The following is a 17,344-nucleotide window of genomic DNA, read 5'->3' as shown; positions in this document are numbered from 1 at the left end:
TCCAAATCCGCTCAGAAATGGGCGGATTTTTTTACTTGCAAAAAACTGTCATCAACCCCATATCTTGTGCAATTTTGTTGGTAATTTGGTGATTTTATTCATGCCACACACCCTATTTGACAGCGTCGATACCGCCGAACAGTCGCTACTTGAGCAAGCACTTACACAAGCTGTTGCCACACATGGTCTGGATATGGCGACGGTGAGTCATTTTTTTGATGCACGCCATCTACCCTGCCCGATGCCACTACTCAAAGCCAAGCTGACGCTGCGTTTAGTTGCTGATGGTCATGCACTGTATCTGATCGCCACGGACAAAAATTCTCAGCATGATTTGGTGGCGTTTTGCCAAAAAAATGGCCATAGCGTCCATGCATGGCAAAGTGGTCAAGACGATGCCATGCTATATCATTTCTTGATCTTCAAGTCTTCATCGAACCAATCCCAACCAAAACATTTCTATAAATTTTATCAAGCGTAAAATTTGGTAGATTTCGCTTGATGGCACTAGCCACAATCAACAATTTGCCGTACAATAAGATCAAGATTTTATAATGATAAGTGGATGATATGGCACCAAAACGCACACCCGATGATTACGATGGTCACTATGATGACTACGATGAGTTTTCAAACGATGATGACAGCTATGACATGGAAGATGTGCTGATTGATGAGCTAGACGGCTTTGAAGCCTTTGATCCTGATGAGATCGAAGAGTTGGACGAGTTTGACGAAGATTTCAAAGCTGCACCGACCTCGCCACGCACCATCATCGATCACGACAAATCAGATCATGAAGTACCGACGCGTGACTTAGTCCCCACGATGCCGACACACCTTACTGCACCTGGTGTCAATCTCGGTGCTTATATCAATACTGTGCATCAGATTCCGATTCTTACCCCCGAACAAGAACAAGAGCTTGCTAAGCGTTACTATAATGATGGTGATGTCGAAGCGGCGCGCCTGCTGGTGATGAGCCATCTACGCTTTGTGATTCATATCGCACGCAGTTACTCAGGCTATGGGCTATCTCAAGCCGATCTCATCCAAGAGGGCAACCTTGGCCTGATGAAAGCCGTCAAGCGATTTGACCCCAATAAAGGCGTGCGACTGGTCAGCTTTGCAGTGCATTGGATCAAAGCAGAGATTCACGAATTTGTCATCAAAAACTGGCGTATCGTCAAAGTCGCCACGACCAAAGCGCATCGCAAGCTGTTTTTTAATTTAAGAAGTCTTAAAAAATCCAGCAATCAGCTGACACTCGAAGAAGCTGAAGCCATCGCCAATGATCTGAATGTCACCGTCAAACAAGTGCTTGAGATGGAATCACGGCTAACCAGCTACGATGCCTCTTTTGAAGCACAAGATTCGGATGATGAAGATGGTCGCTACGCACCGCAGCTATTCTTGGAAGATGCTGCCGACCCTGCTGATATGGTCGAAGAAGCGGACTGGGAAGAAAACACCACCAACGCCCTAAAAGATGCAATGGATAGCCTAGATGATCGTTCACGAGACATCATCACCCAAAGATGGCTTGCCGACCAAAAATCCACCTTGCATGAGCTGGCGGCTGTGTACAATATCTCCGCCGAACGCGTTCGCCAAATCGAAAAAAATGCGATGGATAAAATCAAAGAAGCCATTACGCTTGATCGCATGATTTTGGAGAATGACTAAATAATAACCACCATCCACTGATGACAAGCTATGGCAAGCTATGACAAAATAGCCAAGCCATGAGTGGATAATCACAGATGATATGATGATGAACTGGCTAAAAGTCGCAGCAATCAATTTGGCGATTGGCGTAGGACTGGGTGCATTTGGCGCACATGGACTCAAAAAAATTGCCGACAGCTATGCCATCGACATTTGGCAGACTGCTACCCTATATTTATTTGTGCACGCCTTGGGATTGCTTGCCATTGGTGTATTGCACACAGCCAGCCAATACCGTGCTGATCGCTCAGCATACCTCATGCAAGGCGGGATTCTGATTTTTAGCGGCAGTCTGTATGCGATGGCATTGGGCGCACCCAAGTGGCTAGGTGCGATCACACCGATTGGTGGTACGATGTTTATCATCGCTTGGCTATTGATTGCCTTTGCTCGCAAAACTGTTAAAAATTAATTAACGATAGTTTCTTATCAATTCACCTGATAACAAAACGGATATTTTTATGACACAGTTAATGTTAAATGGACAAGCGGTTGAAACGAGTGCAAGCACAGTGCTTGAACTATTGACAGATCAGGGGTTAACCCAAGGGCGATTTGCTGTTGAGATTGATGGGGGATTAGTGCCAAAATCTCGCCTAGCAAATACCGAGCTCTTTGACGGTATGAGCATCGAAGTCGTGCAAGCGGTGGGCGGTGGCTGATTAAGGTGATAAAATAGCCATAAAAAATACCCAATGATCATCATAGCCTGTTAGTAAAAATGACAATCACTGGGTATGCTTGTACTATCGCATATCATCGGCGGTTTTGCAAGGTATTTTTCATATTCTATCATCCACAAGGACGATCCATGACCACCATCACCATCGCAAGCATTCAGCTCAACAGCCAAACGGATATTGATGCCAATTTACACATCATCAGCACTGCCATCACCGATGCCACCACTCAGGGTGCTCGACTCATCGTACTGCCTGAGAATGCCTGCGTCATGGGTCGGCAAAGCCAGCTTACTGATAGATTTGATGAAATTTGCGAATTTTATCAATCACTTGCAAAAACTCATGGCGTACACATTCTAGCAGGTACACTGCCCTGTCCCACCAGACCTAATGGCACAGCCATCGCCCATGATAAGGTGCGACAGGTCAGCCTACTTATCGATGATACAGGCACCATCAAGGCACGCTATGACAAGATTCATCTGTTTCGTGCGACCGTCGATGACGCCACGGGCAGTTATGATGAAGGCAAGACCTTTGAAGCTGGTGACAGACTCATCGTCGCCGACTGCGTGATCGATGGTATTCATGTCGGTATTGGTATGATGATCTGCTTTGATGTCAGATTCCCTGCTCTGTCTCAGCGACTTCGCCAAATGGGTGCAGACATCATCACCGTCCCTGCGGCATTTACCTATCAGACGGGTAAGGCACATTGGCAACTACTGCTACAGGCTCGTGCCTTGGATTCGCAGTGTATGATCATTGGCTCAGCCCAAGGTGGCAGTCATCAAATCGGCTCTAGCACCCGCGAGACTTGGGGGCATTCAATGATGGTGGATGCCAGTGGCAAAGTCGTGGCAGATAGTGACACAACCGACATCGGCACTGATGGCTATACTGTGGTGTATGGCAAATTTGACCCTGACAAGCAAGCCAAAATCCGCCAAGCGATGCCGATTTTTGACTGTCATCGCTTGGGTGCGTGATGGCAATCAGCCTTTAATGATTGAAGTTTGTTCATGAAAGCTTATCCATTTTATCTGGTCAATGTCTTTGCCGAAAGTCATTTTGGCGGCAACCCTTTGGCAGTCTTTGCCCATGCCGATGGGCTTGATGACGAGCAAATGCAAGCCATCGCCAAGCAGTTCAATCTATCCGAGACGGTGTTTATTTTCCCACCATCAGATCAGCATGGTGTGTCAGCAGTGGCCGATTTACGCATTTTTACGCCCAATTATGAATTGCCACTGGCAGGTCATCCGACACTTGGCAGTGCGTTTATTCTAAGACAACTGACTGATTTACCAAATCATTTTGTCTTAAATACCTTGGCAAAACCTGTTGAAGTCTTTAGTCAAGATGACCGTGTTGAAATAAAAATCAAAGGCCATCATGTCAAGCAAAGTAGTGCTTCAAAAGACGCTATCGCTAGGGCCAGCGGCATTCATGCAGATGATATTGCCGATTGTGGTTATTTTATCAATAGTGGTACACAGCAGTTTTTGATTGAATTAACCAATCGTCAAGCACTACAAAATCTGCAACTTGACATGACAAGCTTGCGTGAATTGAATGCGGATAATCCATTTAAGACCACCGATGAGCCGTCGGTGTATTATTGGTTCGATGATGGTGACATCATCCATTCTCGGATGTTCTTTGAACAAAATCGGATGATGGTCGAAGATAGTGGTACAGGCTCAGCGTGTGCCAATTTGGGCACATATTTTATTTTTCAAAATCAATACCCTATCGCCAAAATCATCCATCAAGGTGATGACATGGGGCGACCCAACCGCCTAACGCTCAACGTCGATGGCGAGCAGACGATTTTTGTCGGTGGGCGTGTGGTGCAAGTGGCCAAAGGTGAGTTTTGGGTGTAAAAGCTGCATGGATTGATAAATGAGCAAGTCTTTTGCTAAGTCAATCACCACTAATTATATGGCACTTCACCTACCAAATTCAGCCATCAATCCGACCATGCCATCTTAAGCACGCTTGCCACCACCCACGGTGTCACCAAGATAGCAATGATACTGCCTGCTGCCATCAGTGCCAGTGTCGGCAAACCGTTAAGCCCTGTGGCGTGCAAATCCACCGCACCGGTGGCAAAAATCAGCACCGGCAGCTGCATCGGTAGTGCAATCAGTGGCACTAAGATAGCGCCATTTTTGAGTGTCAAAGTCAAGCTACTAGCAATCGCCGACAACGCAAGTAATAGCGGTGAGCCGACGATGATGGATAAAGCAAGCACAAGTGCATCACCAGTCGCCATACCAAATAGCACAATCACAAGCAGGGATAACAACGCCACCACACCTGCACTAAACAGCCAATGCACCATCAGCCGAGCCAGTACCCACAGCGTCAGCGGTGCTTTGGCGACGACCATCTGCACAAGCGTGCCATTATCAAACTCACCACGGAACAAATCATCCACCCCAATCACAAGCGCAATCAACGCAGCAATCCACACCGCCGATGGTGCAAGGCGAAGTAGCAAATTTGGCTCACTGCCGATGGCAAGCGGAAACAAAGTAATGATGAGCAAAAACAGCACCAAAGGAAATAGCCACTGCACCGCCCCTTGGCGTTTGATTTGCCATTCACGCTGTAGCATGGTCATAAACGCTTGGTTCATCATAGGGCAAACTCCGCCAAATCCAAAGTGCAGTTGGTTGCGCGCGTCGCCTGATGGCTGGTCATCAGCACCGCACCGCCATCACGAGCAAACTGCCCGATACGAGCCTCAAGCCGTGCAACCATCGCCACATCCAGTGCTGTCAATGGCTCATCAAGTAGCCAAAACGGTGCATCCGACGCATCCAGCACAAACAGCCGAGCCAAGCCCACACGACGCATCTGCCCTGCTGATAGCTGTACGCTTGAGACATCCGCCAAGCCCTGCAAGCCCACTTGCTCAAGTGCGTCTTCAAGCACCTTATCATCCGCCTCTACACCATAGAGCGATAACAAAAACCGCAGATTTTGTCCCACGGTCAAGGCAGGACTAATCCCCAGCTGATGCGACACATACACGCACGCGCCATTGATGGTCGCAGATCCCGTCATCATCGGCAATAAGCCTGCAATCTGTGACATCAAGGTCGTCTTACCCAAACCATTTTCGCCGATCAGATGGCAAATATCCCCTGCAAAAAGCTGCACATCCACCCCTTGGCACAGCAAAAAATCTCCTCGCTGCACATCTACTTGCATCAAGGATAATATCGGTTCGCTTAAGTTTTGCGGATTGGGATGGGCTTGATTTGACGATGATAAAGTCGCTGATGATAAAGTCGCAATAGTCATGAAAATCACCACAAAATTTATCCTGCTATCATACCAAAAAACCACCATAAAAACCGAAAAATCCACATCATCAGCACAGTTTTTGCAAAAATTTTGGCAAATCCACTCATGAATAAGATGTGGATGGCGGTTTGATTGGCACTTTGGCGTAAATTTTGGTATGCTAAGCATCCAAAACACAGTATGATGATGACGATGAAATTATTAAAAAAACTAAAACAGCTGCTTAATATAGATACACCACAGGACGATACAGCCAAACCAATCAGCGAGCCTACACTGACTGATACGGGCAGCCCAATGGCGAATGTCAAGCCAAGCCGAGACACGCTTGAACATCTGCCCATCACATCTGCGATCGCCCACTGGCTGGACTCACACGACTGGCAGTACGAGCACCGTCCATCAGATGCCTATGGTATGATGCCAAGTGGCGTCGCTCAGGTGCATCATCTGATTGTGCCTTTTGGGGATGGTGATGAAGATTGGACCTGCGTGTTTCGGATTAATGAACGCACGCATCTGGTCTCGGTGTTTGGCGTATTAACCGATGTTGTGCCAGTGACCCACTATGCACCGATGATGATGTCACTTGCGATGGCAAATCTTGGCATTCCGTTTGGCAATCTTGAGCTAGACCCCACCGATGGTGAAGTGCGCGCCAAAGCAAGCTTTGATGCAGAATTTACCACCATCAATGATCATACGCTCGACTGTTATTTACAAGGTGTTGCCAGCCTCACCGAACTTGCCCAAAAACTGTATCGGGATGTGATGAGCGAACAAGAGCCTAGCCCGATTGTGCTTGATTATCTCAATCTGCATCACAGTCCTGATGATGAGCAGGATAAGTCGCCATCTGGGTCATTCTTTGAGCCGACACAGCAGTATCAATAAGTTATTCTAAATTATAAAACTCTCACCCATGTTTAAAATCGCCCATTCGCCCATCTTTTGTCATGCTGTGCCCGAAGGTCATCGCTTCCCAATGGCAAAGTATGAGCAACTACCCCTCAAACTGATTACTGATGGCATCGCGACACCCAGTCAGTTTTTTGAGCCACCGATGGCAACAATAGATGAGATTTTGACCACACACACGCCTGACTATTGGCACACCCTAGACACACTGACACTACCTGCCAAAGAATGCCGTAAAATCGGCCTGCCCATGAGCCAAGCACTCATCGACCGTGAACGCTATATCGTCGGTGCAACCATCGCCTGCGCCAACTATGCGCTGACAGACGGCTTTGCTCTATCCACCTCTGGCGGCACACACCATGCCTTTGCCGATAGCGGAGAAGGATTTTGTATCCTCAATGATGTCTGTGTGGCGAGCAATGTCCTACTGAGAGATGGACTTGCCAAGCGCATCCTAATCCTAGACCTAGATGTCCATCAAGGCAATGGTAATGCAGCCATCATGGCGGATAATCCTGATGTCTTTGTCTTTAGTATGCATGGCGAGAAAAATTATCCCTATCACAAGCCAAAATCCGACCTAGACATCGCTCTGGCTGATGGTACAGGTGATGATGAATATTTAGCATTATTAGCCAATCATCTACCAAGGGTGCTGGATGAGTTTTGTCCTGATTTTGTCTTTTATCAAGCGGGGGTAGATGTACTGGCTGATGACAGGCTTGGACGAATTAACCTGTCTATGGACGGACTTATCCAAAGAGAACAATTTGTCATCGAAACGCTCCACAACCACAAGCTACCAACCGTAGTCACAATGGGTGGTGGCTATGCCCCTGATATTGATGTGATTGTACAGGGGCATAGTGTGGTGTTTGGGGTGGCTGCGTACTTATTTAACTAACCCGTTATTCTTACTATAAATTCCTGAGATAGGACAAACTAGGATTGATATTGGTATATTAAATTGATTATTTTTTTTAAAAAACTATAATATCCAATGCCTCCCAACCTAAGTCACCATTGTTATTATAAGACTCTACTGCCAAACATTGCACATTATATGTTTGTCCCTCATTAAAATATTTTGCCCAGCTTGATGGAACATAAATACTGGCATTATTATCTTTAATAAAAGCAAAATTTTTACCAAATCCACGCTCCAGCTTACCCTCAAATTGTTCAAACGAAATGCCCAATTCCTTGCTAGAACATTCTTCGAATGATTCAATATGATAAACTTGATCATTCTCATTAATTTTACAACGTGATTTAATTACCGTTCCCACAGGCAGTTCTTTTATTTCGGGAAATATGTCATGCGGAATTCTAAAAACATCTTTTCTATCGACTGATGTTCTTATATAAGCAAATCCATAATGATGGTTATGAATATAACCAATTTTTTCTACAATTGGATCATCCGTATATTCGCTGCAACTATCAACTGTCATAGTCAACTTTGTTTGAACAACGCCTTGTACATCTTGATTTTTATTTTGTGGCAAGCTACTTTCTTTCAACTGATGGCATTTATTATTATTTTTTCGACTGTACGCAAAATCAAAAAATTCTTTTACATCAAAATAAATAAAATACGCTAAATCAACACCAGCTAATTTAATGGCTGTAATTTTTCTACCTGTACTTGGGCAAATATCATTACACAATCTTTCATCTAGCGTAATACAAACTTTTTTCTTAAAAGATACACCATTGGCATCTTTTGTAATATCTGCCAAGAAGTTAAGGTAAAATTCAGGAAAAACACTCTGCTTTCTATGCTTGTGATCAAAATCCACAAATGACAAATGTTTATCAAAGCCAATGATTTCATAGTCATCAGTTTTGATAATTTGCTCAATGATGTGACTGGCGACGGTGTCGACAAAGTCCTGATAGCACCTTCCCTGCAAACCGAATACAAATTCACTTTGAAAATTCTCAGCCATTTAAATAAATCTCTTGAATTATATTGAAATTCATTTTTACCAAATCAATATTGCAGTCCAAATGACTAATGCTGGCTACAACATTGTGCGTATTATTATCATAATAAGGTACACAAAATTGATTGAAAGTGGGCTTATCCACGACTTTAGATAAGCAAAATTCGTACGCTAAGGACTTAATAATGCTTGCATTTACCCTGTTATTACTTCTATAGTTTTGATTTTCAAGAATGTTATGAGAATAATACTTCCAGTCAATAATATATACAATTTCTTGTTGCTGATCTCCTTTCCATATGCCCAAAATTTCTTTATAAACCTCATCATAAGAATCCTTTGGGATATTTCTTAAGCTAAATGCGTATTTGCCATTTGGTACATATTGATAGCCCTTTAGCGAACTCTGAATAACACCTTTTGCACGATAAAGGTTATAAAATTTTTCTGCGAATGCCCTAAATATCACATCCGAAACCTCAACATTAATTGAGCTATTTAATTTTTGCATATCTTTATTTAAAGAAATATCTACATTTACTCGATTTAGACCAAAAGAAATAGGCGATTTAACAGGCGCTTCTTTTATTGATAAAATCTTCCTAGCGATTACTACATTTAATGGATTTTCTTCAAATTTATTATTAGAAATTGACTTTACGATAATATCAGGTCTGACCCAACGCTTAAATCCGTTGAAATCGATATAAAAAGGATTGTTGGGTAGAGCGCCTTTGTCTATCCATACATAATCTTTGGTTAAATTTGGTTTGTACTGATTTAGAGGCAATTCGCTATCACAATATATGATCTTATATTCTTTTTGTTTAGCAATCATCATATAGTTGCACATCTCTTCCCAAATATAGCTAAAATTATTAATTCCCCAAAATCCCTGCTGGCTATCTTCATCAAAAATTAGACTACCATACAAAAAATGCTCTACCGCCTCATAGATGTCCCAATATTGGTAATTTTTATAAGCAGTCGTTTTGTGAATATTATCCAAACAATCTTTTAGAATGCTGATTGTTGATTCAAAAGAATGTTGAGAAAATAAACTTTGTTCTGGGCTTAGGTATTTATAAGAAAAATTAAAGGAAATTTCTTTGATTTGTTCAGATAATTCTTTCTCTAGCTCACTTGCTAATTCTTTATAGATATAGCAAAATAATTCAATCAATTCGGACGGCACGCCACGCACAATATTACGATAGCCAACCATATTTTCAATAAAAATGGCGTGATTACTTAGAAAAATTCCCTTATCCAAATAATTTTCAATTTTGGAATAATCCACCTCTTCAACCAAGCCTAATTCTTGAATTAAAGATTCAATTTCCAACTCTTGATAAGTTTGGAAAATTTTATCAATCAAATCAATTTTGCTATACAAAACAGTTTCGTTATTGTCTTCATCGGTAAAAATATATGCCCCATTATTATTTTCAATTTGGGCATTATCTTTATTTTGTTCATCTTTATCCAAATACCGTTCTTTGTTTTGACGGAATTTTTCAAAAGTACGATACATTGCAAAAAACAAATTTTTGACATTATCATAATTAACTTTAAAATTTTCAAACCCTTTAGGTAAAGTAAAAGCCATTTTGCCCAAATATTTATCTTTGCGAATGCCAACAAATGAACCACGATAACAATCTGGCTCATTTGGTTGAACAATGGCTAACTCATTAAAATTAAACATTATCTTTCCTGTATGGCTTTAACAAATTCCTTGACCTTTATGGCAAAATCACCGAAAGTAACTAATTCATCTTTATCCATATCCAAAAGTTCATACAAAGGTTTTTTGTCTCGATTAAAGACACTGTCCCAAATAAAAAACATTAATTTACTTTGAATGATGGAATATTCAATTTGATTTTGAGAATTAGCTTTAATGAAATATCTACCAATTTGTTTATCTTCAATACCACGAATATAGCTATGATTGGATTTGATAAATTGATTTAATTTTTCAATAAAATCAATCCATTCACTTTCAGATTTAAAGGCAATACCATCTGTTTTAACCAAATCAGAATTAACATCAATAAATTGCCATTCCCAACGGCGTTTAAAGGCAGTATCCATATGATAAATAGAATTATCCGAAGTGTTCATTGTAGCAATAATATGGAGATTTGGTGGGATTTTGATTGTTTTATTAACTAAATCAAAATTTAAATATGCCAATTTAGGTTGAAAGGTTTCTAGCTTTTTAGCGTTTTCAAAGCCTTTTAATTTATATTCATCAACATTGCCATTGCCATCATAACCAAAACCAAATCCTATTAGTTCTAATAATCTTAGAAAAGCTACACCATTAATACTTGTGTCATAACTTGACCAACCATCATTATCTCTATCCAATAATTGAAATACGGAGCCAAAAATTGCCGATGAATTACCACGGTTAATTTCATCAATTACCAATACGACATTATTTGGTTCTGATAATTTTTGTCCATTTTTATCGTGAACAAGGATCATATTTTTATAGGCTTGTGCTAAGGCTTTTAAAAAATGACCTTCATAAAAGTTGTACTCTACCTTTCCTGCCCTTGTAATGGGTAATAATTTCCCCATAAAATCCCCATAAGTATATTCGGGGTGAAATACGGCTTTAATTACATTTTCAGGGTTTGCTTTTTCATCAATTCCTAATTCATAGGGAATGATTTCTGATTTAATCAAATGGCTTTTACCAGTTCCCGGACTACCAAAAATAATTCTTTGAATGGGTTGTGTCATGTTAAATTCCTATATTTAAATGAATGGTATAATTGAGCAGAATGACCCAATTATACCCAATTGCTTTAATAATTTACAACGCCCTCAACTGCTCCACCTGCTTGGCAATCTCGGCAAGCTGAGTGTTTAGCTCATCAAGTTTGGCTTTTTCGGCGGCGACCACTGCTTCAGGTGCTTTGGCGACAAAGCCTTCGTTTGATAGCTTACGAGCGATGCCATCAGCTTGTGCTTGTAGCTTCTCAGAGACTTTGGCTAGGCGGTTTAGCTCCGCTGTCGGGTCGATGAGTCCTTTCATTGGTACCAGCACCTTGACCTGCCCCACCATACTCGATGATGATAGCGGCACTTCATCACTGTCAGCGACAATGGTCAGCGTCTCAACTTTTGCCAATGCCTTGAACTGATTGGCGATACGGCTTAGCGATGCTTGCTCAGCATCATTCACGCCTTGTAGTAGTACAGGCAGACGCACAGCATTACCCAGCTTCATCTCACCACGGATGTTACGCACTGCACCGATGAGCGCCTGTAGCCATGCCATATCCTGCTCAGTCTCACGACTGATATCATCGGCATTTGCCACAGGGAAATCAGCAATAACGATGCTGTCAGTCGTCTTACGGTCAATCAGCGGCGCAACCGTCTGCCATAGGCTCTCGGTCAAGTACGGCATGATTGGATGGCTAAATCGCATCGCAACCTCAAGCACATGAATCAGCACATAGCGAATCTGTGCTTTTCGATCATCGCTGACACTGTCGTCATTGAGTGCTGATTTGGCAAGTTCGACATACCAGTCGCAGTACTCATTCCAAATAAACTCATAAATCGCTTGGCTCATCAAGTCAAAACGATAAGTCGCCATCGCCTCATGGATGCTTGCAATGGTTGAGCTTAGGCGGCTCATGATCCATTTTTCGGGCAGCTCCCACAGCTGTTTGTTGGCGGCTTTATCAATTGGTAGCTCATTGCCTGCTTTGTCCACGCAGTTCATCAGTACAAAGCGAGTGGCGTTCCAGATCTTGTTACAGAAGTTGCGGTTGCCCTCGATACGCTTGATATCAAAGTTAATATCGCGACCAGTGCTGGCAAGGCTTGTGAAAGTAAAACGCAGTGCATCAGTACCAAATGCTTCGATACCATCAGCAAATTCTTTACGCGTCGCTTTTTCGATTTTGGCAGCATCTTTTGGATTCATCAGACCCGTGGTGCGCTTCGCCACCAAACTCTCTAGGTCGATACCATCGATCAAATCAATCGGATCTAGCACATTGCCTTTAGACTTACTCATCTTTTGACCTTGACCATCACGTACTAGGCCATGCACATAGACGGTCTTGAACGGTACTTGTGGCGTGCCATCAGCATTTTTGACAAAATGCATGGTCAGCATAATCATGCGAGCCACCCAGAAGAAGATGATATCAAAGCCAGTCACCAGTACACTGGTCGGATGGAAAGTCGCCAGTGCCTTGCCATCATCGGCATCATTACCCCAATCCAGCGTGCTAAATGTCCACAGACCTGAGCTAAACCAAGTATCCAGCACATCTTCATCTTGACGCAAGGCGACATCGGCAGACAGATTGTACTTACTGCGTACTTCAGCTTCATCATGTGCCACATAAATACCACCCTTATCGTCATACCACGCAGGGATGCGATGACCCCACCACAGCTGACGGCTGATGCACCAATCTTGGATATCACGCATCCACGCCATGTACATATTCTTGTACTGTGCAGGCACAAACTCGATGCGACCATCTTCGACCGCTTCAATGGCAGGCTTGGCTAGCGCATCGATGGCGACATACCATTGGTCGGTCAAATACGGCTCAACAATCTCGCCACTGCGATCGCCTCGTGGTGCTTTGAGTGCGTGCGGTTCGATTTTTTCAAGCCAGCCTTGAGCTTCGGCATCTGCCACCAGTTTTTTGCGAGCATCAAAACGAGCCAGACCTGCATAGTCAGATGGTGTCACCTCAAGCGTTGGTTCACGCTGAGTTAGGCTCTCATACACCTGCATATCTGCTAGGATATTGGCGTTTTTGTCAAAGATATTAATCAGTGGTAGATTGTGGCGTTTGCCGACTTCATAGTCATTAAAATCATGCGCAGGGGTGATCTTGACACAGCCTGTACCAAAGTCTTTTTCGACATAAGTATCCGCCACGATTGGTACGATACGGCCAGTGATCGGCAGGACGATATTTTGTCCGATCAAGTGTGCATAGCGTTCATCTTCAGGATGCACCGCCACCGCTGCATCACCAAGCAAAGTCTCAGGACGCGTGGTCGCTACGACGAGATAATTTTGACCATCTTTGGTGGTAAGAGATTGATTTTCAAAGAAATATTTAAAGTGCCACAATGAGCCTTGTTCGTCATGGTTTTCAACTTCTAGATCAGACAACGCTGTCTCAAGCTTGATATCCCAGTTCACTAGACGCTTACCACGATAAATCAGCCCATCATCATACAGCTTGACAAATACATCTTGGACAGCTTTTGATAGACCTTCATCCATTGTAAATCGCTCACGGCTCCAGTCCACCGATGAGCCTAGGCGACGGATTTGGCGAGTGATGTTGCCGCCCGATTCGTTTTTCCACTCCCACACTTTGTCTAGGAATTTTTCACGGCCAAGATCATGACGCTTGATACCCTGTAGGCCAAGCTGACGCTCAACGACCATCTGTGTCGCGATGCCTGCATGGTCAGTACCTGCTTGCCATAGCGTGTTGTAGCCCATCATACGATGATAGCGAGTCAGTGTATCCATGATGGCATTATTAAAACCATGTCCCATGTGCAGTGAGCCTGTGACATTCGGTGGTGGCAAGGCGATAGAGAAGGCTTTTGACTTACTATAATCAGGCTTAAAATAACCTGCATCCTCCCAACCTTGATACATCCCTGCTTCGATTTCGGCAGGATTATAGGCGGAAGATAAGCGATCTAGGGCAGTTTGGATGGTGTTATTGGTCATAATCAGCTCTCAAATTTATACATAAAAATAGTACTATTTTAACAAGTTTTGGGGGATTTGTGGGGGATTTTTCTGCTGAAATTTTCAGACTAAATTGGTTGGTATTTTTCATAAAAATACTTTTTGCTGGATGATTTTAAATCCTTACTTTTTTTATGAATTTATTTGGCGTATAATACAGTCACGATCACAATAACATCATTTTAATCCATAGGGACATCGGTTGCGGTGTCCTTTTTTGCTTTTTAGTTATAAAAATGGGTGTATCATGAACAATCCCAAAATCGGCTTTAAGCCCATTCCGATGGCCATTGCTCTGGCTTTGGCTGCCATCATCTATTTCATTCCGACACCTGATGGCGTGACCGATCAAGCATGGAGCTTGTTGGCACTGTTTGTCGGCGTCATCGCTGCCATCATCGGCAAAGCCATGCCCATCGGTGCGATCTCTATCATCGCCATCATGCTCGTGGCGATCACTGGCATCACCACCGAAGATGGCAATGCCAAGCAAGCGATGGAAGATGCGCTGTCGAATTTCTCAAGTTCGCTGATCTGGCTGATCGGTATCTCCATCATGATCTCACGCGGTCTGCTCAAGACTGGTCTGGGGCGACGCATCGGCTATCTGTTCATCGCCGTCTGGGGCAAAAAAACCATCGGCATCGGCTACAGCTTAGCCTTGTCCGAGCTGATCTTGGCACCTGTCACCCCAAGTAACACCGCTCGTGGTGGTGCCATCATGCACCCGATCATGCGTTCGATCGCTGACAGCTATGACTCAACGCCTGACAAAAATACCGAAGGCTTGATGGGTAAATATCTGTCTTTGGTCAATTATCACAGTAATCCGATCAGCTCAGCGATGTTCATCACCGCCACAGCGCCAAACCCATTGGTAGTCAATCTGATCGCCGAAAGTCTGGGCAGTGAATTTCGCTTAAGCTGGAGCCAGTGGGCGATCGCCATGCTGGTACCGGGACTTGTCGCGTTTATCTTAATGCCGATCGTGTTGTATTTTTTGTATCCCCCAAAAATCAAAAACACCCCAAATGCCGTGCAATTTGCCAAAGATGAACTCGTCAAAATGGGCAAAATGAGCCGAGATGAGATCATCATGTTCTTTATCTTTGGGATCTTGCTACTGTGCTGGGCTGGCGTGCCAAATTTCTTATTTGGTTTTAGCATCGATGCCACTGCCACCGCCTTTTTGGGTCTTAGCCTGCTGCTACTAACAGGCGTGCTGACTTGGGAGGATGTCATCAATGAAAAAAGCGCTTGGGATACCATTGTCTGGTTCTCAGCACTCATCATGTTGGCGACTTTTTTGAATAAACTGGGTCTGATCGCATGGTTTAGCCAAAGCCTTGAGGTTGGCATCAGTGGTCTTGGCCTAAATGGTATGACGGCAGGCTTATTGCTGCTTGTGGCTTATATGTACGCGCATTATATGTTCGCTAGTACCACAGCGCACATCACCGCGATGTTTGGGGCGTTTTTGACCGCAGGCATTGCGCTGGGCGCACCACCGATGTTCTTTGCACTATCGATGGCGGCTGCATCTAGCCTGATGATGACCTTGACGCACTATGCCACAGGCACCTCACCTGTCATCTACGGCTCGGGCTATACCACTTTGGGCGAATGGTGGAAAGCTGGCTTTGTGATGAGCGTGGTGAATATTTTGGTATTTTTAATCATTGGCGGCGCTTGGTGGAAAGTACTGGGCTATTGGTAATACCAATTAACCTAAAATGGCTTGCCTCGTGCAGGCCATTTTTTTTGATAATTCACATCACTCATCAGATCACAAAAAGCAGGATAAAACGCGTGATAAAAATTGACAAAAACACTCGATCGCGCAACAAAACACACCAGCGCAGCAGTTATAATAGCGTTATACTAATAACCACATTCACGGATGTATCGATTATCCACAAAAAATCACCAATAACCACATGGAGAGATCATGAACACGCATTCTGACACTCACACCGCCACACGCCCCACCGATGGCCATATCGACACGCACGCACATCTGTGGAGCATGGAGTATTTGGATCAATTAAAATCACTGATGCAACAAGCAGGCGCAAGCGATGCCACTGCCGATGCGCGCGTTGATCACGCCATGGTGGATAGTCGCGATCTGTCAGCACGCATCGAAATGATGGATCAAGCAGGCGTGCAGTATCAAGTGCTGTCCGCCACACCACAAAGTCCGTCATGGGGCAGCGCCGATCAAGCGGCCGCAATGGCGCGCCAAATCAACGATCTGTATGCCGATGTCATCAAGCAATACCCCGATCGCTTCTTGGCATATGGTGCAGTGCCGCTGCCTTATGTGGATGAAGCCATCATTGAGGCGCGTCGCTGCATCGATGAGCTGGGTTTTATGGGCATCGCCATCAACACACTCATCAAAAACGAGATGTCCATCGCCGATCCCAAGTTGTTGCCATTTTATCAAGCGATGGATGAGATGGGTGCGGTGATCTACATTCATCCCACAGGCTGCGGTGCAGCATCACCGATGGTCAATGACTTTGATCTGCATTGGGTGGTGGGCGCGCCCATCGAAGATACGGTGGCGGTGCTACAGCTCTTAAAGGCTAACATCCCCCAAAAGTTTCCCAACATCCAATTTCATGTGGCGCATTTGGGCGGGTTTTTGCCGTTTGTGATGCAGCGCATCGAGGATAACTACAATGACTGGCAGGCGTTTGATCACAGTCCATGGCAAAGCTTGTCGCAGTTTTGGTTTGATACCGCCAATTTTCATCCACAGGCATTGCAGTGCAGCTGTCAGACCTTTGGCAGTGAGCGCATGATGATGGGGTCGGATTTTCCTTATTTTCAATTTGACAAATACACGCGCGCCTGCGACTACATTACGCGCAGCAATCTTGCGCCATCGGTACAGCAAGCCATCTTATCTGATAACGCCAAGCGACTATTTGCCAAGCATTTTAATTGATCGCTCCAAAGATAAAGCC

The 17,344-nt window shown here is 44.0% G+C and carries 16 protein-coding genes; 10 read left to right on the top strand and 6 right to left on the bottom strand.

Going from position 1 to position 17,344, the window contains the following annotated elements:
- The first annotated feature begins 100 nt into the window (after positions 1-100).
- From B0681_RS07730 to B0681_RS07705, 6 genes are all read left to right on the top strand, one after another.
- Positions 101-481, top strand: coding sequence for a sulfurtransferase TusA family protein (locus B0681_RS07730; RefSeq protein WP_078318181.1), 381 nt, complete (start codon positions 101-103; stop codon positions 479-481).
- 347 nt (positions 482-828) lie between these two features.
- On the top strand, positions 829-1,686 hold the full coding sequence (gene rpoH / locus B0681_RS07725; RefSeq protein ID WP_211271520.1) for an RNA polymerase sigma factor RpoH: 858 nt from the start codon (positions 829-831) through the stop codon (positions 1,684-1,686).
- A gap of 85 nt (positions 1,687-1,771) precedes the next feature.
- The gene (locus B0681_RS07720; RefSeq protein WP_078318180.1) at positions 1,772-2,140 is read left to right on the top strand and encodes a DUF423 domain-containing protein; all 369 of its coding nucleotides are present in this window, start codon (positions 1,772-1,774) and stop codon (positions 2,138-2,140) included.
- Positions 2,141-2,189: 49 nt separating this feature from the next.
- The gene (gene thiS / locus B0681_RS07715) at positions 2,190-2,390 is read left to right on the top strand and encodes a sulfur carrier protein ThiS (protein WP_078318159.1); all 201 of its coding nucleotides are present in this window, start codon (positions 2,190-2,192) and stop codon (positions 2,388-2,390) included.
- 149 nt (positions 2,391-2,539) lie between these two features.
- Entirely contained in the window at positions 2,540-3,400 is an 861-nt protein-coding gene (locus B0681_RS07710; RefSeq protein ID WP_078318158.1) for a carbon-nitrogen hydrolase family protein, read from the top strand.
- Positions 3,401-3,433: 33 nt separating this feature from the next.
- Positions 3,434-4,297 (top strand): PhzF family phenazine biosynthesis protein, encoded by an 864-nt coding sequence (locus tag B0681_RS07705; RefSeq protein WP_078318157.1) that lies wholly within the window; start codon positions 3,434-3,436, stop codon positions 4,295-4,297.
- An 86-nt stretch (positions 4,298-4,383) separates the two neighbouring features.
- Here B0681_RS07705 and B0681_RS07700 read toward each other — a convergent pair whose 3' ends face one another.
- A complete protein-coding gene (locus B0681_RS07700; RefSeq protein WP_078318156.1) occupies positions 4,384-5,058 on the bottom strand; it encodes a heme exporter protein CcmB in 675 nt (224 codons plus the stop codon).
- Complete coding sequence (gene ccmA, locus B0681_RS07695; protein ID WP_228143887.1) at positions 5,055-5,633, bottom strand: heme ABC exporter ATP-binding protein CcmA; 579 nt, start codon at positions 5,631-5,633, stop codon at positions 5,055-5,057. The genes B0681_RS07700 and ccmA overlap by 4 nt, the downstream gene beginning before the upstream one ends.
- Before the next feature lie 288 nt (positions 5,634-5,921).
- Between ccmA and B0681_RS07690 the strand changes: the two genes are divergently transcribed.
- Together B0681_RS07690 and B0681_RS07685 are read left to right on the top strand one after the other, a co-directional pair.
- The gene (locus B0681_RS07690; protein WP_143821229.1) at positions 5,922-6,623 is read left to right on the top strand and encodes a type III secretion system chaperone family protein; all 702 of its coding nucleotides are present in this window, start codon (positions 5,922-5,924) and stop codon (positions 6,621-6,623) included.
- A 28-nt stretch (positions 6,624-6,651) separates the two neighbouring features.
- Complete coding sequence (locus B0681_RS07685; RefSeq protein WP_078318154.1) at positions 6,652-7,554, top strand: histone deacetylase family protein; 903 nt, start codon at positions 6,652-6,654, stop codon at positions 7,552-7,554.
- A gap of 76 nt (positions 7,555-7,630) precedes the next feature.
- Here the strand turns inward: B0681_RS07685 and B0681_RS07680 are convergent, their stop codons facing one another.
- The 4 genes from B0681_RS07680 to B0681_RS07665 form a co-directional block, all read right to left on the bottom strand.
- The gene (locus tag B0681_RS07680; protein ID WP_078318153.1) at positions 7,631-8,602 is read right to left on the bottom strand and encodes a hypothetical protein; all 972 of its coding nucleotides are present in this window, start codon (positions 8,600-8,602) and stop codon (positions 7,631-7,633) included.
- Complete coding sequence (locus B0681_RS07675; protein ID WP_078318152.1) at positions 8,595-10,307, bottom strand: hypothetical protein; 1,713 nt, start codon at positions 10,305-10,307, stop codon at positions 8,595-8,597. The genes B0681_RS07680 and B0681_RS07675 overlap by 8 nt, the downstream gene beginning before the upstream one ends.
- Entirely contained in the window at positions 10,307-11,356 is a 1,050-nt protein-coding gene (locus tag B0681_RS07670) for a restriction endonuclease (protein ID WP_078318151.1), read from the bottom strand. The genes B0681_RS07675 and B0681_RS07670 overlap by 1 nt, the downstream gene beginning before the upstream one ends.
- A gap of 73 nt (positions 11,357-11,429) precedes the next feature.
- The gene (locus B0681_RS07665; RefSeq protein WP_078318150.1) at positions 11,430-14,348 is read right to left on the bottom strand and encodes a valine--tRNA ligase; all 2,919 of its coding nucleotides are present in this window, start codon (positions 14,346-14,348) and stop codon (positions 11,430-11,432) included.
- Between the two features lie 283 nt (positions 14,349-14,631).
- Between B0681_RS07665 and B0681_RS07660 the strand changes: the two genes are divergently transcribed.
- Positions 14,632-16,086 carry a DASS family sodium-coupled anion symporter gene (locus B0681_RS07660; protein ID WP_211271519.1) on the top strand — a complete coding sequence of 485 codons (1,455 nt, stop codon included), beginning with the start codon at positions 14,632-14,634 and terminating at the stop codon, positions 16,084-16,086.
- Positions 16,087-16,317: 231 nt separating this feature from the next.
- On the top strand, positions 16,318-17,325 hold the full coding sequence (locus B0681_RS07655; RefSeq protein WP_078318148.1) for an amidohydrolase family protein: 1,008 nt from the start codon (positions 16,318-16,320) through the stop codon (positions 17,323-17,325).
- Positions 17,326-17,344: the final 19 nt, after the last annotated feature.

Origin of the sequence: Moraxella porci DSM 25326 (genome assembly GCF_002014855.1) — a bacterium.
GTDB classification, from domain to species: domain Bacteria; phylum Pseudomonadota; class Gammaproteobacteria; order Pseudomonadales; family Moraxellaceae; genus Moraxella; species Moraxella porci.
The sequence above is the reverse complement of the archived record's forward strand: the minus strand, read 5'-3'. Positions and strand labels throughout refer to the sequence as shown.

Excerpts from the sequence above, each read along its gene's own strand:
- B0681_RS07730 (WP_078318181.1), top strand. The coding sequence starts at position 101 with ATGCCACACACCCTATTTGACAGCGTCGATACCGCCGAACAGTCGCTA.
- rpoH (WP_211271520.1), top strand. The coding sequence starts at position 829 with ATGCCGACACACCTTACTGCACCTGGTGTCAATCTCGGTGCTTATATC.
- B0681_RS07720 (WP_078318180.1), top strand. The coding sequence starts at position 1,772 with ATGATGAACTGGCTAAAAGTCGCAGCAATCAATTTGGCGATTGGCGTA.
- thiS (WP_078318159.1), top strand. The coding sequence starts at position 2,190 with ATGACACAGTTAATGTTAAATGGACAAGCGGTTGAAACGAGTGCAAGC.
- B0681_RS07710 (WP_078318158.1), top strand. The coding sequence starts at position 2,540 with ATGACCACCATCACCATCGCAAGCATTCAGCTCAACAGCCAAACGGAT.
- B0681_RS07705 (WP_078318157.1), top strand. The coding sequence starts at position 3,434 with ATGAAAGCTTATCCATTTTATCTGGTCAATGTCTTTGCCGAAAGTCAT.
- B0681_RS07700 (WP_078318156.1), bottom strand. The coding sequence starts at position 5,058 with ATGATGAACCAAGCGTTTATGACCATGCTACAGCGTGAATGGCAAATC.
- ccmA (WP_228143887.1), bottom strand. The coding sequence starts at position 5,633 with ATGCAAGTAGATGTGCAGCGAGGAGATTTTTTGCTGTGCCAAGGGGTG.
- B0681_RS07690 (WP_143821229.1), top strand. The coding sequence starts at position 5,922 with ATGAAATTATTAAAAAAACTAAAACAGCTGCTTAATATAGATACACCA.
- B0681_RS07685 (WP_078318154.1), top strand. The coding sequence starts at position 6,652 with ATGTTTAAAATCGCCCATTCGCCCATCTTTTGTCATGCTGTGCCCGAA.
- B0681_RS07680 (WP_078318153.1), bottom strand. The coding sequence starts at position 8,602 with ATGGCTGAGAATTTTCAAAGTGAATTTGTATTCGGTTTGCAGGGAAGG.
- B0681_RS07675 (WP_078318152.1), bottom strand. The coding sequence starts at position 10,307 with ATGTTTAATTTTAATGAGTTAGCCATTGTTCAACCAAATGAGCCAGAT.
- B0681_RS07670 (WP_078318151.1), bottom strand. The coding sequence starts at position 11,356 with ATGACACAACCCATTCAAAGAATTATTTTTGGTAGTCCGGGAACTGGT.
- B0681_RS07665 (WP_078318150.1), bottom strand. The coding sequence starts at position 14,348 with ATGACCAATAACACCATCCAAACTGCCCTAGATCGCTTATCTTCCGCC.
- B0681_RS07655 (WP_078318148.1), top strand. The coding sequence starts at position 16,318 with ATGAACACGCATTCTGACACTCACACCGCCACACGCCCCACCGATGGC.